Here is a 17,041-nt window from a genome sequence, read left to right on the forward strand (position 1 = left end):
AATATCGCGGCGGGGAGGGTAGTCTTGTGAACCGTGGGAACCCTTCGTCAATGCACCAGATCCGCCTGCCGTGAAGCGGCCGTGGCAACTTTGACGTACGTCTATGCAGATTCGACAGCTGTTTTGGGGCCGTTGGCGACCTTTGCAGAGCCGCATTGCTACGATTTGTGCGCCAAACATTCGGCCCGGCTTACAGCACCTCTGGGCTGGGAAGTCATTCATTTGGCCCGCTCGGACAAGCCGCCCGTGCCCGGCCCGGATGATCTCCTTGCCCTCGCCGATGCCGTCCGTGAGGCTGCCAACGCCGGCTCGGATGACGCGGACGACGCCGGGATCTCGCCGATGCGCGAACGTCGTGGCATGCTTGAACCGCCAACTTTTGCGCCCAGCAGCGCCTCGGCAAGCGGCAGGCGCGGTCACCTGCGCATCCTGCGCGATGAGACCACCAGCTGAACCCCTGAGGGAATTGGAAGACCATGGCCAGAATTAACGATGTCCTGATGGCAGTCTTGCGCTGCCCCGTCACCGGATCCACCTTGATTCAACAGGGCGAAGAGCTGGTCAGCACGGAGAACGGCCCGGACGGTTCGCCCCTGCGTTACGCGATCGACGAGGGCATTGCCCTGCTCCTGCGCCCCGAGCAAATTACTTCGTAGCTGAACTTCTTTCGGGAAAGGGACGCCGTGACTGAACGCTGGGAATCCATTGGAACCTCTGTCCGGCGCCGTCGAGCGGAAAATCCCGGCCCCATGACGCTGGACGGAACCAACTCCTACGTCCTCAGCGCCCCGGATTCCACAGGCGTTGTGGTGGTGGATCCCGGCCCCGATCTTGCCCCGCACCTGGCCGAACTTGCCGCCGCCGGAACGGTGCAGCTGATCCTCATCACGCACCGCCACGGCGATCACACCGATGGCAGCGCCACCCTGCACGCTCTCACCGGTGCCCCCGTCAGGGCCTTCCTTCCCGAGTATTGCCACGCGGGGGAGCCCCTGTCCGACGGCGAGATCATCAAGGCGGGCGGCCTCACCATCGAGGTACTGGCCACGCCCGGACACACGAGTGATTCGCTGTGTTTTTTCATCAAGGACGCCGGCGTGGTCTTGACCGGAGATACGGTACTGGGCCAAGGCACCACGGTGCTGGATTACCCCGACGGCAAGTTGGTTGATTACCTGGAATCGTTGGAGGCCCTGAGGCTTCTAGGATTGGCACATTCGCCCGTGGTGGGGCTGCCCGGACACGGTCCAGTGCTGCCGGATATTGCTGCAACCGTGGTGGCCTATCAGGCGCATCGGCACGAGCGCCTCGGTCAGGTTCGTGCCGCCGTGGAACGTCTCCGCAGCCAAAAAGGCGTTGAGCCTACAGCGGCAGACGTTGTCGACCTGGTCTATGGGGACGTGCCGGCAAACGTCCTTGGTGCCGCGGCGTTGTCTGTTGAAGCGCAGCTGGAGTACTTGAGGGGCTGAAGGTCCTCGCTGGTCGAGCCTGTCGAGACCAACGGCTCAATCACTGTCTCTGCCGCACTTGCCCCGTTTGGGCTACAGTCTTTGAAACGGCGCGCGGTGCCGTTCGGACCGATCGGTGGGCGGCAGCAATGAGTCAGGACCATGGTTCCATCCGCCGTCGTGGCTGGCCGGGCGTGATACTTTGGGCGCTCTTGGTGATCCTGTCCATTGTTCTGATGACCAGAGGCCTCTGGATTTCAACGTTTTTCGGGTTCACCCCGGACCCGGAGTTTGTGGAGGACGCGCGAGTCGGCAGCCGTTACCTGCTCGGCGGCTCCGCAGCCTCCCTGACTGCAGCACTCTGGTCGTACCGGCGCGGGCATCCGCACTGGGTGACACTGCTTGTGGCGGCGCCTGCCGTCCTGATCGGGGGAATTGCCCTAGTCTGGCCCTACAGCTTGGCCCGGCATCTCGCCGCTGCAGTCGCCCTGCCGGTGGCTGTAGCGGGAATCACCGGCGGTCTGGTAGACCGGGGATATCGCCGAGTCCGGTAGTAGAGCGGGGCTGAGACACTCTGCCGCACTTGCCCCGTTCGGGCCGGTTCCCATGACGGAAGAATCGGAAAAGCCCATACCGCAGGCGTAAGATTTGAACGTTAGTCGTGCATGCTGCACGCGCCGTACTTGTGGACGCGTCCACCCATCTGGAGTTTGAATGTCACAACCGGATCAGTCCAAGAAGGCCCGTCTGGGTTTGAAAATCACCTTGGCCTTCCTTGCAGTATTAGCCCTTGGTGGTGGCGGCGTAGGTGTTGCCGTGGCACATCCATGGCAGCCCGGTGAGCGGGCCAGCGAGGCACATACCGGGACGGTCACGCCGTCGGCCGTTCCAACGACGCCCGCGGCGACACCCGTGACCCTCACTCTGACACCCCAAACGGGCGCCACCTTCGTCAACCCGGCGGATGAGGTCACAGCCCTTGCGGAAAACGGCACGGTCACCAGCGCGATCTTGAAGGAAACCGCAACGGGTGAAACCACTGATGGCGAGCTGTTCGTCAGCGGCCGCAAGTGGGTCAGCAATGCGCCGCTGAAGTTTGCCACGGATTACACCTTCAATGTCACCACCGAGGATGAAGTAGGCAATCGCAGCACCACGGTCAGCACGTTCACCACAGTTCAGGCGTCGAACGAGGCAGACCTGGCCATGTTCCCGGCCGCAGGTTCCACGGTGGGAGTTGCCCAGCCGCTGCAGTTCACGTTCAGTGAGCCGGTGACGAACAAGGAGGCCGTGGAGAAGGCCATCTCCATCACTGCGTCCTCAGGCCAAGTGGGTGCTTTCCACTGGTACTCGGACACATTGCTGCGATACCGCGCCGAGGATTTCTGGGCGGCCAATACCAAGATCACCGTTGACATGAAGCTCTTCGGCGTTGACTTTGGCGATGGGCAGATTGGCAATTTCAACCAGACCAACATTGTCCAGATCGGCAACAAGGTGGAAATGGTTGCCGACGCCGCCAACCTCAAGGCCAGCATTTACATCAACGGCGCACTCGTCAAGGAATACCCGGTGACCATGGGGGATGAGCGCTTCCCCTCCGCTTCCGGCTACCTTGTGCTCCTCTCTGACAAGCAGCGCAACGCCCACTTCGTGGCCTCCACCATCGGCCTGAAGCCGGGTGACCCCGCAAACTATGGCGAGGTTGATGTCGAGTACGCAACTCGGCTCACGCCCAGTGGAGAGTTCATCCACCAGGCCACGGATAGTGCCATGCCGTACCTAGGCCAGGTCAACTTGTCGCATGGTTGCATTGGGATGTCGGCTGAAGGCGCCAGCTGGGTATTCACCAACATGGGCACGGGAGATCTGGTCCACGTGGTCGGCAGCCCCAACGAGACCATCGCACCCACGGACGGTTTTGGCGACTGGAATATCCCGTTCGCCCAGTACGCGCACAGGTAACTCCATAGCTGGGCACCTACTATTAATGCAAACGTGACGGCGCTGTGACTGGCCGCTGGCGTGTTCTGTACCACCCATAGCGTAAAATGGGAACTTAGCGCACTAAGCGCTCGCATTAAGTACCGTGGAATAAGTCCACCGAATGGGGAGTTTGCATGGCGGAGTTTGAAGAGACCAAGAAACCTCGCAAGGGGTGGAAGATCGCAGTGATCTCCTTGGTCGCTTTGGTTATTGCCGGTGGTGGAATTGGTGCGGCAACGGTCAATTCTTGGATGCCGGACGGCCTGCTGGCTGATTCTTCGGCGTCTCCAACACCCACCAAGACGGTTGAATCAACTCCCGAACCCACGGCCGCGGCCATTCCCGCCGTTATCTCACTCACACCCGCTACCGGCACGGAATCCGTCAACCCGGTTAGCGAGATCGCTGCCGAGGTCGCTAATGGGACCGTATTCCACGCAGTACTGAAGGAAACCGAAACGGGCGCCGTTCTTGATGGCGAGCTCGCCGTGAGTAACAGCAGCTGGAAGTCCACAACGCCGCTGAAATTCGCGACCGCCTACACCTTTAATGTCACCGCGGTCGATTCGGAGGGCTTCAAGTCCACAAAGATCAGCACCTTCACCACGACCCCCGCAACGCATGAGGCCGACGCCGTGCTGTTCCCGAACGACGGCGACACTGTCGGCGTGGCGCAGCCGTTGCAGTTTGTTTTCAGCGAGCCTGTCCTGAACAAGGAAGCCGTTGAGAAGGCCATCAAGATCACCACCAGCACGGGCCAACAGGGTTCCTTCCGCTGGTACTCGGACACGCTGGTCCGCTACCGCGCTGCCGATTACTGGCCCGCAAACTCCACGGTCAACGTCGACATGCAGTTGCTGGGTATGGATCTGGGCAACGGCATGATCGCCAACTTCAACAAGAACTACAACGTGAACATCGGCAACAAGGTGGTCATGGAGGCCGACGCCGGTGCGCACGTGGTGAACATCTTCGTCAACGACGTACTCACCAAGACCTACCCGGCCACCTTGGGTGATGAGGCGTTCCCGTCTGCATCGGGCTATATTGTGCTCACCAATGACCAGCAGCGGTACGCGACGTTCAAGGCCTCGACCATCGGCCTAAAGCCGGGCGATCCGGGGGACTATGGTTCCGTAGACGTTGAGTACGCCACGCGGCTTTCCTACAGCGGCATCTTCATCCATCAGGCAACCACCTCGGCCATGCCGTACTTGGGCGTCCGGAACCTGTCCCACGGTTGCATTGGTCTCTCGGCCGAAGGTGCCAGCTGGGTGTTCAACAACATGGGTGCGGGCGACATCGTCCACACCGTCAACACGCCCAACGAGACCATCGCACCTACCGATGGATTCGGCGATTGGAACATCCCGTACGAGCAGTACGCCTCACGCTAGAACTCGCGGTGTAACAGTCCCTTTTTGTGTTGCCCTCTGCAGTAGCATCAGCCTATGATCACTGCGCTGCGGGACCTGTGGACCGAGACTCCGGTGGCTTTCTGGCTGGTCCTGATTGCTGGCCTGTACTACCTGGTGATGGCAGTCCGGTTGGCCGTGATTGACATCAAGCACCAGCTGTTGCCGAACAGGATTGTGTTCCCGTCTGCGGCCATTGCCGGGGTACTGTTGCTCTCGGCCAGCCTGGTTATGCTCGACGGCGCCACCGCCTTGCGAACGATCCTCGGCGCCGTGGTGTTGTGGGTTGCTTACGCTGTGCTCAGGCTGATCTCCCCGTCCAGCATGGGTTTTGGGGATGTGAAGCTGGCCTTCGTGCTCGGGCTGTATCTCGGTTTCGTCAGCTGGCAGGCCGTGCTGTGGGGGACCGTGCTGGCTTTCGTGCTCGGAGCCGTATGGGGGCTGGCCTTGATTGTCTCGCGCCGCGGCACCGGCAAGACACAGATCCCGTTTGGACCGTTCATGCTTGCCGGTGCGCTGGTTGTACTGGTGGTGGGTTAAGCGCAGACCCGAATTTCAAGCTATTCGGCCAGACCATTATCCTTTAGGTAATTTTTCCACCATGCAAGACATTTATCGGCCAGATCCAAAACGTCCCAGCTCTGGGGCACACCATTTTCTATATATTCCACTTTTGTTTCCATTGTTCGTGTACGGTCATTTGGACGGAAACTGACCTTTCGAATTTGGACGTCAAGCTTGCCATCATCTCGTCCAGCGTGCTTAGACGTGTTAGCGGCTTCGAGGCATATTCTTAGTGCAGGAGACTTCGCAATTTCCGTTCTGAGATCTTTGACTAGGTCCTCAACAGCGAGGTCAGCCTTTACCCAGTCATACAAGTGGCTGCAGAGTATGAAGAATGTCATCGCGTCGGCGCGCAGGTCGAGGTGGTTAGCGGGCACAGTCGACGCAGTGGCGCAGAGTATTTTGTGTGCCCGTTGGACGTAAAACCACATTTCGGACCATCGCCGGTCGACGTATTCCACGTACAATTCAGCCGACAGCGTCCCTGAACCACTGAAGTTGCTGAACAGCTGAACGTGATTGGAGGGCTCTGCATCATCTACAGAGAATTCTTCGGCTCGGGTATCGCCGGTCAGGCCAGTTCCATCATTCGCAAGTTGAGTCATTTCTCTAGCCATTCTGATAGTGAAAGAAGCTCGGTTCAACTGTTTCGTGGAGAAATCAGGTCGCAGACATCTGACCGTTTGTACGGACAGAGGCCACCATGAACCTCATAATTGAGATGGGGCAGGCACTGGAGATGACGCACAAAGGCACCGGCAAGACACAGATCCAGTTTGGACCTTTATGCTTGCCGGTGCGCTGGTGTTGGCTTAGAGTCCGCCACTGCTGAAGAGGTTCACGATGCCAACTATGGCTGGGCTGAGCATTACAATGAAAAGTACGGGCAAGATGGTAAAGATCAAGGGAAACAGGATCTTGACCGGTACCTTCATGGCCTTTTCTTCGGCGCGCTGACGACGCTTTGTCCGTAACTCATTGGCCTGCGTCCGGAGGACCTTGCCTATGGCGATGCCGTACTTGTCCGCTTGAACAACCGCCCTGACAAAGGACTTCAAATCCTTAACCTGGGTTCGTTCCACCAAAGCCCAATAGGATTCCGCCCGGTTCCGGCCCATTTGGATGTCCTGCATGGTTCGCGTGAGCTCCAATGCAAGTGGCCCCTTGCCCGTGGATGCGGCCCGTGCCATGGCGCTTTCAAACCCGAGACCGGCCTCTACCGCAATGAGCATCTGATCGAGGGTGTTGGGGAGTTCCAAGGTGATGGCTTCTTGGCGAGTCTTTGCCTTCGAATCGAGCAAAACATCGGGTGTGAAGTAGGCCAAAACTGTGGCGCCGATGAGCATCAGTAGGCCAAGCTTTCCCGGATCCTTAGAAAAGAAGAGAAAACCGACCAAGAATACCCCCAACGCCAGTAGGGGCTTTAGAACGAGGAGCCGCTGGAGGGGCATCTCGACAGGCCGTCCGGCCCTGTTGAGAAGCTGATTGAGCCAGCCCACGTAGGACTTCGGGGCCAATCTACGGGCGATCTCATTGAGGTTCTCATTCGGTGTTTTGGCTTTTTTGGCTTTCGCCGGCACTGGTCCGGTCAGGAGGTTTTGCCTGACCAGCTTGCGCGTCCCGGTATCGGCAGCGAGCACCTGGAATAGTAGTAATGCAACGGGCAACGTGATCAATAGGATCGCAGCCAGAGCTATGGGTGACATGGTGGTTCCCCCTAGAACTTGATCTTTACGACGGCCCGAAGCCAGAGAGCTCCGACGCCCAGTAGGACTGCACTGACAATTGCGAGGGCGATCCCCAAGAGCGATTCGAAAAGCACCGAAAAATACGTTGGATTCATGAAGAACATGATGAGTCCTACGCCGAAGGGCAAGCAGAAAAGAACCAGTGCTGACATGCGCCCTTCTGCGCTGAGCGCCTCCACTTGTCGCCTAATTTGGCCTCGGTCCCGGATTGTGTCCCCCACATGATCCAAAACGTCTGCCAGATCACCGCCAGCCTCACGATTGATTTCGATGGCCTGGGCCACCCAACTGAAATCTTCGCTCTGCATCCGAGTTGCGGTGGATAGTAGTGACTCGCCAGTATCCCTACCCAGCCGGGTTTCGTTAACCACTCGCGCCAGCTCTTCGGACATGGGAGCATCGGAATCCACGGCGGCGGCGTCGATTGCGTGCATCATGCTGTGCCCCGCCCGTAAACCGCCGGTTAGGAGTTGCAGGGTGTCTCCGAGCTGGTCATTGAAGGCAGACCTGCGTCGGTCAGTTTTGATTCGAACCAAGGCCCATGCGAGCAGCGGAATCAGGGGCAACATGAAGAAGGCGACGACTGGAATGTCCAGCAGGAAGAACACTAGGAAGGCCACCACAGTTGCGGCCACAACCCAGATGATGAAATCAGCCGGGCGGGTCTTGATTCCTGCGAGTTCCAATGACGTGCCCGTGGTGTAGCGGACGCCGCGACGGTCAAGGAAGCCATTGATTGCATCAACTGTGGACTCAGTGACCTGTCCCAGTTTCTTGTCTGCCGGACCCTGCTTTGAGCCTTGTGGGCCGGTGGTCAACCGCTCTTTGGATACCCGGCCGTGCTTCGGTTTGAAAACTACAAAGACGAGCAGTAGGAGCGCGGCCAGGCAAAGCGGGACGCCTAGTGCAATCAGGGACGGATTCATCGTCTTACCCCTTGAACAGGGACATCAAAGATATGGGGTGAGATTTGGATGCCCAAATCGGCAAACCGTTCCACGAATCTTGGTCTGATTCCTGTGGCTACGGGTTTGCCCAAGTACTTGCCGTTTGCGTCTACGCCCGCTGAATAATCAAAGAGGAACGCGTCCTGGAGAGTGACTATGTCACCCTCCATGCCCTGAACTTCTGTTACATGGGTGACTCGCCGGGTACCATCGCGCAATCTGGTGATTTGAACAATCAAGTCCACAGCCGATGAGACCTGTTCCCTGATGGCCCGCAACGGGAGCTCGATTCCAGCCATCATAACCAGAGTCTCAAGACGGGCAATGCAGTCTCTTGGCGAGTTTGCATGAACGGTAGACAATGAACCGTCATGGCCGGTGTTCATGGCCTGAAGCATGTCCAGGCTTTCACCGCCGCGTACCTCACCAACCACAATACGATCTGGCCTCATGCGCAAGGAGTTCCTCACGAGTTCTCGAATGGCCACTTCACCTTTGCCCTCAATGTTGGGTGGCCGGCTCTCAAGACGAATCACATGTTCCTGTTGTAGTTGCAGTTCAACGGCATCCTCAATGGTAATGATGCGATCGGTGGGTGGAATGAAGGAGGAAAGAACATTCAACAGCGTGGTCTTTCCCGTGCCAGTTCCTCCGGAAACCAGGATGTTCATTCGCGCCCAAACACAAGCATGAAGTAGTTCAGCCATTTCCGTAGACAACGTGCCAAAGTCAATGAGGTTTTGGACTGTCAGTGGAACGTGGCTGAACTTTCTGATGGTCATGGTGGGCCCATTGACTGCAAGTGGCGGAATGATCACGTTAACGCGGGAACCGTCTTCCAACCGGGCATCAACGAGTGGTGAAGACTCGTCAATTCTTCGGCCAATCCTTGACACGATCTTGTCGATTACCCGGCGCAGCTGTGCCTCGTTGGCAAAGCGGTGGGTAGTTTGGATGATCTGTCCTAGACGCTCAATGTAGATGGCATCTGTACTGTTCACCATGATCTCGGTGATGGTTGGATCATCCAACATCTGCTGCAAGGGCCCGTAACCCAGGACATCGTCAGAGACTTCCTTGATGAGCCGGCGCCGTTCGTCGCCCGAGAGTGCCGCTTGTTCCTCCGCAATGATGTCGGCAAGCTCCGAAGCCGCAAGCTTGTTGAGCTCATCTTCAACCATGGTGGGATCACTTAAACGGGCGCCGAGCCGTTGAAACAGGGATTCCGTGGCCCTGGTTTTGAGTCCGGCAAGACCGTCTGTGAGAGGGTGTCGGTTGGCGGGTACCTGTTCCGGCTGGCTCTCATGACTGACGTTGGGCGGGAGATACAGGCCCGGATGTGAGTAATTGGCCGCCGCTTGGGCTGATGGTTCCGGCAATTCCTGAACCGTAGCGGGAGTTCCTCCGCGCACGGCGGCAAGTCGTTCTGAGAGATTCATGAGATGACCACCCTCCTGTGTACCTTCTTCTGTGGCTGAGCCAACGCCTTGGGATCAAAACGGGAAACGAGCTTGCGCAAACCCTTAGTGGCCGCGTCGCGAACGTTGTCCTGCAACAGGGGAACGCCTCTGTTGGTGGAAAGCGGAATGTTCCGTGACCTGGGCAGGACCACGTCAACGGGGATACCCAGGGTGTCTTCCACGTCCTGGACCCTCAGGCCGCTGAACCTGTCAGCGAAGTTCAGCACCACGTGGCGCCCCGGTGGCACCAAGTTAATCTCGTGCAGGACACCCAACGCGGCTCGAAGGCCCTTGATGCTCGGAATGTCCATTCCGCAGACCCATACCGCGTCGGTGGCCTGTTCCAATGTCGCAATGACGTGTTCGCCAAGACCGGGTGAAGAATCAACCACGACAAAGACAAATTCAGAGGCCAGCTGTGCCAGCACCCGGGCTACCTGTTCACCGGAAATGTGCTCCGATTCAGTGGGGCTGACAGGGGCCGCCAACACATAGATACCGGACGGGTGGACGGTCAGGTAAGCCTTGAGTACCATCGAGTCGTTGGCGGCAGCGCCGTTGACGGCGTCCGAGAGTGTGTGTTCCGGGCTGAGCTGCAGTCCCGAAGCTACGTCCCCGAATTGAACATCGAAGTCCACGAGAACAACCGACATTGGAGCCAGCTTGGCCAATCCGATAGCGAGGTTTGTCGAAACCGTCGTTTTTCCCACACCACCTTTGGGGGACATGACGGCGATGACACGGCCCTGCTGGCGTTCCGGATCGTGGGCCGGCGTCAGCCCGCGGCGGCGGCTGGCCGAGGCCAGGCTGGCGCGTTCCAGCATGACTCGAATTGTGTCAATGTCGGCATCTGGGCTGAGAAGATCACGAACGCCGCTGCGCATGGCCTGCAGGGCAAGGGCCTCGGTAGTCTCGTGAACCAGAAGGACGCTGATTTCCGGGTACATGAGATCGAACACGGATGCCAATTTGATGGCTTTGTCCAACGGGACACCTGGACCAACCACAATGACTTCTAGTGGCTCTCCGGTTTGCCGGTCCAAAATTTCCTCTGGGCCGACGGGGAAGGGAACACTGGGAATTGATTGGACTGTTCCCGTCAATGTACCGCTGGCCGCGGACCGCACCCGTCGCTCAAACTCTGGAACTGTTGTGATGACGTTGAAGCGGCTCATTTGAATACATCCCCCTTGAAGAGCGGTGCCGGCGAATCTCCAGCGGCTCCTGAGACGTCCTTGGCTACCCAGATATGCCCGAATTCTGCGGCATGAACCAACTTGATGGCATCTGCTGGGGCTAGAGCCACAGTCACGACCCAACTGGCCGGTCCAACTGTTTCTGGTGCCGTTGAGGGTGCCGGTGTGCTGCCCGCAGCCGGGGTATCGGAAGCTCCCTGGACTGCGGCTTGCATAGATACCACCAACGCCTTGCGCAAGGTTAGTTTCGAAGCGGGAATTTCACTCGTTCCTGGTTCGATGCCCGAGTTATAGGAAAGGAATAATGCCGCGTTGTCCCCCGGCTTGAGTTGTCCACCCACCACGCGATCGGCGGTAACCGAGAAGCTGAGCTGCTGCATAGTGTCGGGAACCTTGATGGGATTGCTGCCCATATAGGCTGCGGCATCGGAGAGCCGGAGATTCGAGACTTGATCGCCCGGGAGCAGCTTCATGGCGGTAACTTTGTCCTGGACCGACTCGAGATCCGTCAAGGCACCATCCGCCACCAAATTTTTCGGAATGGATTTCACTAATACTGCATCGCCGAAACTTGAGACTGTGGTGCCGGCGGCGATTTCTTTTTGAACCACCACAACACTGGTGGTTTCGGTTCCTTCAGCTGCGCGAGCATCCGCACCGCTTACGTAATTGACCAGCATCACAGTGCCAAGAATGGCTAATACTATTGCTGCGATGCCCCCCAGAAGGCGTGTTTTCACGATATTTCCCCTCGTTTATCTTACTTAGTGAGCTTCACTTGGTTTACGCCGTAAATACCAGGTTCCCCCCAAGTGAAACCTTCTGAAAAGCTGATTTGCTCGATGAAATGACCGTAGAGGCCTCTGTCACTTTTGCCGGGTCCGTCGCTGGCCCATTCGCCTACGGCAGAGCCTCCCTTTAAGAAAAACCCTTTGAGGATAAATACTCCCCAACCGGAAATATGAAATTCCTTATCTTTGTCTCTGGTTTCGTCAAAGATGGGGAGAAGTACTGTCTTGCCAATTAAGGAAGCAGTAAATAGATCCTCACATTCGATGTTGTTTCCATTGTCAGACTTTGCCCATTGGCCAACAGTAATGATCGTTTTGCAGTTATCATTTTCCAGCCATCCAAATCCACCCGGCAAGGAATGCGGCTGACCGGTCGAGCTGCATTTCGAGCTGCTGTGAGTCAATATCGCTCTGTCCACCCCGTCGAGGGGGTATTTGACTGAGTCGAGCTCGCACGCGCCGAAGGTGATTGGAATGATCGGAGTGCCGGACTTGATTCCGCCCCATTTGGCGGCAGCCACTGCGCGGACCGTGGCGTCCACGCCGGAGATGGGCAAGATGATCTTGGGTCCGTCGCCGCTGACAGTTGACGTTGTAGCGGTAACTTCCTCAGTGCCTATTTCGAGGAGCACAGAGCTGCTGCCGTCGTTCGAGTTGCTATTCACCAAGCTGTCCGCAATGGCTTTCAGTTCGCCTCCTACAGGCCCCGGAATGCAGGCGTCTACCGTGCCAACGCGCTTTGCACATTCGCCGGCAACTGCCAGGGCGGCGGCGTCTGCTCCATTTTGAAGTTGCGCCTTTTCTGCGTAGGCGATTCCCACGTTGACCACAAGAGCGACCACGAGGACCATCGCGACCATGAGAACAGCAGCCAGCACCGCAATGGCGCCTCGTTCCCCATCCTTGCTGCGGGCACTCTTCGCCTGGAGGGCTACTAACCACCGCATAGCATGCTCGCTTTCCCCGTCAGTGTAATGGGGGTGCTGCCTAGAATGGTGGAGCCCGCTGGGCTGAACGGCACAGGCACCGGGTAGGTGGCTGTCACGGTCATGACGCCGTCGGCCGGGCAGTTGGATGACGAGAAGTTGATGGCTCCTGCGGTACCAAAGTCCGTCAGGCCCACCACGTTGACCATGGCGTCTAACCGGGCCTTGCCCTGGTCACCGTCGATGACCATGCTTCGGGCCGCGGCGCGTGCGATCTGGGTGAGTGTGATTTGCGCGTTGTAGGCGGCACCCATCAGGACGATCCCAAATACCAGACTGATCAGCAGCGGAACTACCAATGCAAATTCGACGGCTGCCGCGCCTTTTTCTGATCTACGATCCCCCATGATCCTGCCCCTCGAAGTAGTCAGGGTCCCAGCTTGTTAACGTCGTTGAGACCTAAAGCTGAAGAAAATGTTTGAATGAACTGCATCCATATTTCAATGCAGAGTAAGTGCTGCGGTTTGCGGGCGAACCATGAACGGTGCGCCCGCAAACGTGTTGCGCAGATTGAATATCAGGCAGCGACGATGCCGACTTCGGTACCAAGGGTGTCGAAGAAATCGCTGAGCTGTCCGCCGAAGGCGGTGACTGTGCCGGCGATTGCGAGGGCGATGAATGCCACCAGCAAGGCATACTCAGTTGCGGTGGCTCCGCGCTCTCCGTCACGGAAACGGTCGGCGGTGGCGATGAACATGGACTGCATGGTTACGTAGAGCTTCAACATTTCAAGTTCCTACTTTCATAAAAGGAAATCAATTTGCCGAAGAACGGAGGCGGGTCAAAGAGACCAAGCGAGAATCCTAAATGGGAGACCATTGAGAGACCGTGCGAGAGACCTTGCGAGACCAGCTTTAGAACTTCGGATGAAACCCGGTGAAATCTTTTCCCCCGGCTGAGAACAACTAAACCCCACTGGGGCCCTGTGCCTCTAGAGTGGTCAACACCCTAATTTCTGAAGCAGAAAATCTGGGGTCGAGTTGCTTGTAAACATTGACTGTAAGCGCTTTCCCATGAGTCTTCATGGAGTGCTGGTCGCGACTGACCCTGTAATTGGGGAGACAGCAGTACTTGCAGTACTTGCAGTACTTGCAGTACTTGCAGTACTTGCATTACTTGAATTCGAGTACTTGAATTACTTGAATTGCAGTACGCGCTGTACCTAGTTTTCAAATATGGAACAAAGACTGGACTCGGAATCGTGCGCAATTCAGGCATTCTAATGTTGTTGTGGGCACGCAGAAACGGCGGCCCCAAAGGGGGCCGCCGCGGGCATTGAGCCAGGACCAACGTGAGTAGGCGTCAAGAATTACGGGTTGAGTAAAGTCCCAACAGTCGTCGCCGTGGTTGTAAAGTAACCGCCCAATCCAGTGCCAAACGCGGAGACTCCGCCAACAATGGCAACAGCAATGAGCCCAATCAAGACAGCGTATTCCGTGGCGGTGGCGCCCCGTTCGTTGTCGTCACTTTCTGCGAGTCGAAGACGGACCCACCAGGCGACTGGCAGTGCAGTTGAAATAACATAGACCAAGAGCATGTCATTGCCTTTCGGATGGCGGATTCCCGCCTGAGACCAAGCAGCTCCTTACGGGCTGCCCCGGGTGGCATGACGCAGCCCCGGTTTTGTCTACTAAACGCCGCCACGCATCAAGGTTCCAGAGTAATGACCACTCGACTGCAGGGTATTTGGAAAACTGAGTACTCGTTTCGACTACTTAGTTTTCACGCCATGCCGCTGGATCTGCCCGCGTATTTCGTCAGCACGCTGGGCCGCGGCGGTCATACGTGAGTACTCACGTTCGCGACGCTCGGAGATCAGCGCAGCCAGGAAAACATCCGGGGGAGTGCCTGGCGCTGGCAGTGGGGCGACGAATGCGCTGGCCTCGTTGGCCAGCTCAACACCCAAAGACATGCGCGAAGCCGGCGCCATGGATTGTCCTTGGCGTAAGTACATGGAGATGCGCCGCGCCAGTGTGTCGGGCAGGCGGCCAATATCGGCAAGAGCAGCCCACTGCGCCAGCTGCGGATGGACCGAGACCTGAAGCGGAACCACCTTGGCCACGCGGTCGCGGATTGCGTACGTGCCGGCGAGCATGTCGCCGAGCCTCTTTGATTTTTCATTGAACAAGGACACCAGGCACGCAACGGAACCGAACGTCATGTAAATCTCCAAAACCGCCAACAGCGCTCGGATCATGGCCTGACGAAAACGGATGGAACCGCCGTCGTCCCTCACAATCCTCAGTCCCATGGCCAACTTTCCCAGTGATTTCCCGCGGGTGAGCGTCTCTACCGTAATGGGCACGATCACCAGCAGCGTCACCACCATGACAAGCATGATGGCCCTCGTGGCCGCACCGTCGATCACTAGGGGAAGGGCCGAAAAGAGCAGTATCAAGCCGATGCCCACAATGATGGTGGCCACTACATCGATCGCCGTGGCCAAGGAGCGCGCGGCAAAGGATGCGGGGCGAAGCTCAAGGACAACGGCTTCGCCGGTGATGATTGCGGACATGCAATCAGTCTATCCACGCGCCACCACCGATATGCTGGGGCAGATGGACATGGATGCCTTTACAACAGTGCACGGCCCTCAATGGGCGCGCCTCGATGCCCTTGCCCGCAAGCGCCGCCTGACGGGGGACGAAGCCGATGAGCTTCTGGAGCTCTACCAAAGCGTCTCGGCGCAGCTCTCGTTGATCCGTTCGGTTGCGGCGGAAAGCTCTGTTTCCACCTCTCTGTCGGCAACTCTGGCCAATGCGCGGACCCGTTTCACTGGCGCCAAGTCCAATTTCTTCGTTGATACGGCACGATTCTTTGCCATCTCGCTCCCGGCTGCCTTCTATCGTCTGCGATGGCTGACTGTCATCATTGGCGCCGTCTTTGTCGTGATCGGAACGCTGTTTGCCGTGTGGACCGCCGGGAATCCCGCTGTGATGGCGGCCATGGGAAGCGACGCTCAACTACAGAAACTCGTTGACCACGACTTCGTTAACTACTACTCGGAAAACCCGGCCGCGTCCTTTGCCGGCGCCGTATGGACTAACAATGCGTGGATCGCCGCGCAATGCGTGGCGTTCGGTGTGACGGGCGTCTTCATCCCGTACTCAATCCTCATGAACGCACAGAACGTGGGCATGACCGCCGGTGTCATGTTCGCCTTCGAGCGCGGCGACGTCTTCTTCAGCTACATCCTCCCGCACGGTCTCATGGAGTTGACGGCCATCTTCATCGCCGCCGCCGCGGGGCTGCGCATCTTCTGGTCATGGGTGAGTCCAGGTGCGCAGACCCGCCTCGACTCGCTGGCCCGTGAAGGCCGATCCCTCATCACCGTCGCCGCCGGTCTGGTACTTGTCCTCTTCGTTTCCGGACTTGTGGAAGGTTTCGTCACGCCCAGTCCGCTCCCGGTGTGGGCCAAAATCACTATCGGCGCCCTAGTCCTGGCTGGTTACTGGGCGTACACCTTGATCCTGGGTGGCCGGGCTGTGCGTGCAGGGGAGACGGGCGATCTCACCGCGGACGACGCCGGAGCCTCCGTTCGCTCCGCCTGAGGCTGCCGCTGGGGTGCGGTTTTCGGTCAGGGCTGATTTTTCTGATTTGGCGGGGCGGTCGCCGCCAACACTGTTGCGAAGCGGTGTGGGTCGGCAAGGTGCGGGAAGTGCCCGCTTGCAGGAAATACCTCGATGGTTGCCTGCGGGATCCGCTCAGTCAGCCACTGTAGGTAAGCAACCTCGGGTTCGCTGCCGGCAATGACAAGATACGGTACCGCATTGTCCCGAAGGTTCTCGAGCACATTCTCAAACTTGTACCGCATGAATTCCGGGGTCTGTTCCATGACCTCGCGCCAATAGCCCGTGACGAGTTCCTGGGTGGGGTGGCTGGTGTCGCGCAGGAGTTGCTGAGCCTGCGGGGGCAGAAGTTCCAGATGAAAACTGGCATTGAAACCCTGCCAGACATTCATGAAATCAGGGCCCATAAGCTGATCGGCGAGCGAATGAAGTAGCTTGGCAAACCCCTCGGTCTGCAGGGTTTGATCCACATTGACGACGCCTTGAACTGGATATGCCGAGGCGTAAACGGTGGCAACAATGGCAGCCAATGAATGCCCCACCATGACTGGTTCTACCAAACCGGCCTCATGCACGGCATCATGAACCATTTCGGCGACGGACTCGATGTCGTAGCGGGGAGCCGAATCCGAATCTCCATGGCCCGGCAGGTCCAGCGCGAGGACTTGGCGTGCGGGATCAAGCTCAAATAACAGATCCAGTGTGGGGTTCCACATTGCCCTGTTGAACGACAGACCGTGCAGGAGCGCCAAAGGTGGACGTCCATCGAAGACGCCGGAAGTACGTCCGGCCAGGCCGCCGACCTTGATCGTTTTCACCCTGCCAGAATTTCCCTTGCCATGTGTATGTTCCATCAACCCGGTCCTAACCGGTTACGGATGCTAACCACATCTTGTCTTGAGTATTTGACTGACGTAGTCCGTTGTCAACG

General features: G+C 57.9%; 20 protein-coding genes. 8 read left to right on the forward strand and 12 right to left on the reverse strand.

Going from position 1 to position 17,041, the window contains the following annotated elements:
* Positions 1-33: 33 nt before the first annotated feature.
* The 7 genes from ACP7B9_RS12045 (at position 34) to ACP7B9_RS12075 (ending at position 5,389) form a co-directional block, all read left to right on the forward strand.
* Positions 34-453 (forward strand): DUF3499 domain-containing protein, encoded by a 420-nt coding sequence (locus ACP7B9_RS12045; RefSeq protein WP_425863678.1) that lies wholly within the window; start codon positions 34-36, stop codon positions 451-453.
* 23 nt (positions 454-476) lie between these two features.
* Entirely contained in the window at positions 477-656 is a 180-nt protein-coding gene (locus ACP7B9_RS12050; protein ID WP_425863679.1) for a hypothetical protein, read from the forward strand.
* A gap of 27 nt (positions 657-683) precedes the next feature.
* A complete protein-coding gene (locus ACP7B9_RS12055; RefSeq protein ID WP_425863681.1) occupies positions 684-1,469 on the forward strand; it encodes an MBL fold metallo-hydrolase in 786 nt (261 codons plus the stop codon).
* Between the two features lie 128 nt (positions 1,470-1,597).
* Positions 1,598-2,002, forward strand: coding sequence for a hypothetical protein (locus tag ACP7B9_RS12060; RefSeq protein ID WP_425863683.1), 405 nt, complete (start codon positions 1,598-1,600; stop codon positions 2,000-2,002).
* Between the two features lie 160 nt (positions 2,003-2,162).
* Positions 2,163-3,413, forward strand: coding sequence for an Ig-like domain-containing protein (locus ACP7B9_RS12065; RefSeq protein WP_425863685.1), 1,251 nt, complete (start codon positions 2,163-2,165; stop codon positions 3,411-3,413).
* A 155-nt stretch (positions 3,414-3,568) separates the two neighbouring features.
* On the forward strand, positions 3,569-4,831 hold the full coding sequence (locus ACP7B9_RS12070) for an Ig-like domain-containing protein (protein WP_425863687.1): 1,263 nt from the start codon (positions 3,569-3,571) through the stop codon (positions 4,829-4,831).
* A 54-nt stretch (positions 4,832-4,885) separates the two neighbouring features.
* Positions 4,886-5,389, forward strand: a complete 504-nt coding sequence (locus ACP7B9_RS12075; RefSeq protein WP_425863689.1) for a prepilin peptidase — start codon at positions 4,886-4,888, stop codon at positions 5,387-5,389.
* Between the two features lie 20 nt (positions 5,390-5,409).
* Here the strand turns inward: ACP7B9_RS12075 and ACP7B9_RS12080 are convergent, their stop codons facing one another.
* From ACP7B9_RS12080 to ACP7B9_RS12130, 11 genes are all read right to left on the reverse strand, one after another.
* Positions 5,410-6,018: a hypothetical protein gene (locus tag ACP7B9_RS12080; RefSeq protein ID WP_425863690.1), complete on the reverse strand. Its 609-nt coding sequence runs from the start codon at positions 6,016-6,018 to the stop codon at positions 5,410-5,412.
* A 207-nt stretch (positions 6,019-6,225) separates the two neighbouring features.
* Positions 6,226-7,119, reverse strand: coding sequence for a type II secretion system F family protein (locus tag ACP7B9_RS12085; protein ID WP_425863692.1), 894 nt, complete (start codon positions 7,117-7,119; stop codon positions 6,226-6,228).
* 11 nt (positions 7,120-7,130) lie between these two features.
* Entirely contained in the window at positions 7,131-8,087 is a 957-nt protein-coding gene (locus tag ACP7B9_RS12090; protein WP_425863694.1) for a type II secretion system F family protein, read from the reverse strand.
* Positions 8,084-9,547: a CpaF family protein gene (locus ACP7B9_RS12095; protein ID WP_425863695.1), complete on the reverse strand. Its 1,464-nt coding sequence runs from the start codon at positions 9,545-9,547 to the stop codon at positions 8,084-8,086. Before ACP7B9_RS12095 ends, ACP7B9_RS12090 begins: the two co-directional genes overlap by 4 nt.
* Positions 9,544-10,743: an AAA family ATPase gene (locus ACP7B9_RS12100; protein ID WP_425863696.1), complete on the reverse strand. Its 1,200-nt coding sequence runs from the start codon at positions 10,741-10,743 to the stop codon at positions 9,544-9,546. Before ACP7B9_RS12100 ends, ACP7B9_RS12095 begins: the two co-directional genes overlap by 4 nt.
* A complete protein-coding gene (gene cpaB, locus ACP7B9_RS12105) occupies positions 10,740-11,504 on the reverse strand; it encodes a Flp pilus assembly protein CpaB (RefSeq protein WP_425863698.1) in 765 nt (254 codons plus the stop codon). The genes ACP7B9_RS12100 and cpaB overlap by 4 nt, the downstream gene beginning before the upstream one ends.
* A gap of 20 nt (positions 11,505-11,524) precedes the next feature.
* Positions 11,525-12,502, reverse strand: coding sequence for a pilus assembly protein TadG-related protein (locus ACP7B9_RS12110; RefSeq protein ID WP_425863700.1), 978 nt, complete (start codon positions 12,500-12,502; stop codon positions 11,525-11,527).
* Complete coding sequence (locus ACP7B9_RS12115) at positions 12,490-12,888, reverse strand: TadE/TadG family type IV pilus assembly protein (protein WP_425863701.1); 399 nt, start codon at positions 12,886-12,888, stop codon at positions 12,490-12,492. Before ACP7B9_RS12115 ends, ACP7B9_RS12110 begins: the two co-directional genes overlap by 13 nt.
* A 170-nt stretch (positions 12,889-13,058) precedes the next feature.
* Positions 13,059-13,268 (reverse strand): Flp family type IVb pilin, encoded by a 210-nt coding sequence (locus ACP7B9_RS12120; protein ID WP_425863703.1) that lies wholly within the window; start codon positions 13,266-13,268, stop codon positions 13,059-13,061.
* 582 nt (positions 13,269-13,850) lie between these two features.
* Entirely contained in the window at positions 13,851-14,078 is a 228-nt protein-coding gene (locus ACP7B9_RS12125) for a Flp family type IVb pilin (RefSeq protein WP_425863705.1), read from the reverse strand.
* Positions 14,079-14,252: 174 nt separating this feature from the next.
* Complete coding sequence (locus tag ACP7B9_RS12130; RefSeq protein WP_425863707.1) at positions 14,253-15,056, reverse strand: RDD family protein; 804 nt, start codon at positions 15,054-15,056, stop codon at positions 14,253-14,255.
* A gap of 43 nt (positions 15,057-15,099) precedes the next feature.
* On the opposite strand from ACP7B9_RS12130, the gene ACP7B9_RS12135 reads away from it, so the two are divergent.
* Entirely contained in the window at positions 15,100-16,092 is a 993-nt protein-coding gene (locus ACP7B9_RS12135; protein ID WP_425863873.1) for a stage II sporulation protein M, read from the forward strand.
* A 26-nt stretch (positions 16,093-16,118) separates the two neighbouring features.
* On the opposite strand, the gene ACP7B9_RS12140 is transcribed toward ACP7B9_RS12135, so the two are convergent.
* Positions 16,119-16,928 (reverse strand): alpha/beta fold hydrolase, encoded by an 810-nt coding sequence (locus tag ACP7B9_RS12140; RefSeq protein WP_425863708.1) that lies wholly within the window; start codon positions 16,926-16,928, stop codon positions 16,119-16,121.
* Positions 16,929-17,041 lie beyond the last annotated feature (113 nt).

The sequence above is a fragment of the Arthrobacter sp. TWP1-1 genome, from assembly GCF_049897845.1.
In the GTDB taxonomy this organism is placed as follows: domain Bacteria; phylum Actinomycetota; class Actinomycetes; order Actinomycetales; family Micrococcaceae; genus Specibacter.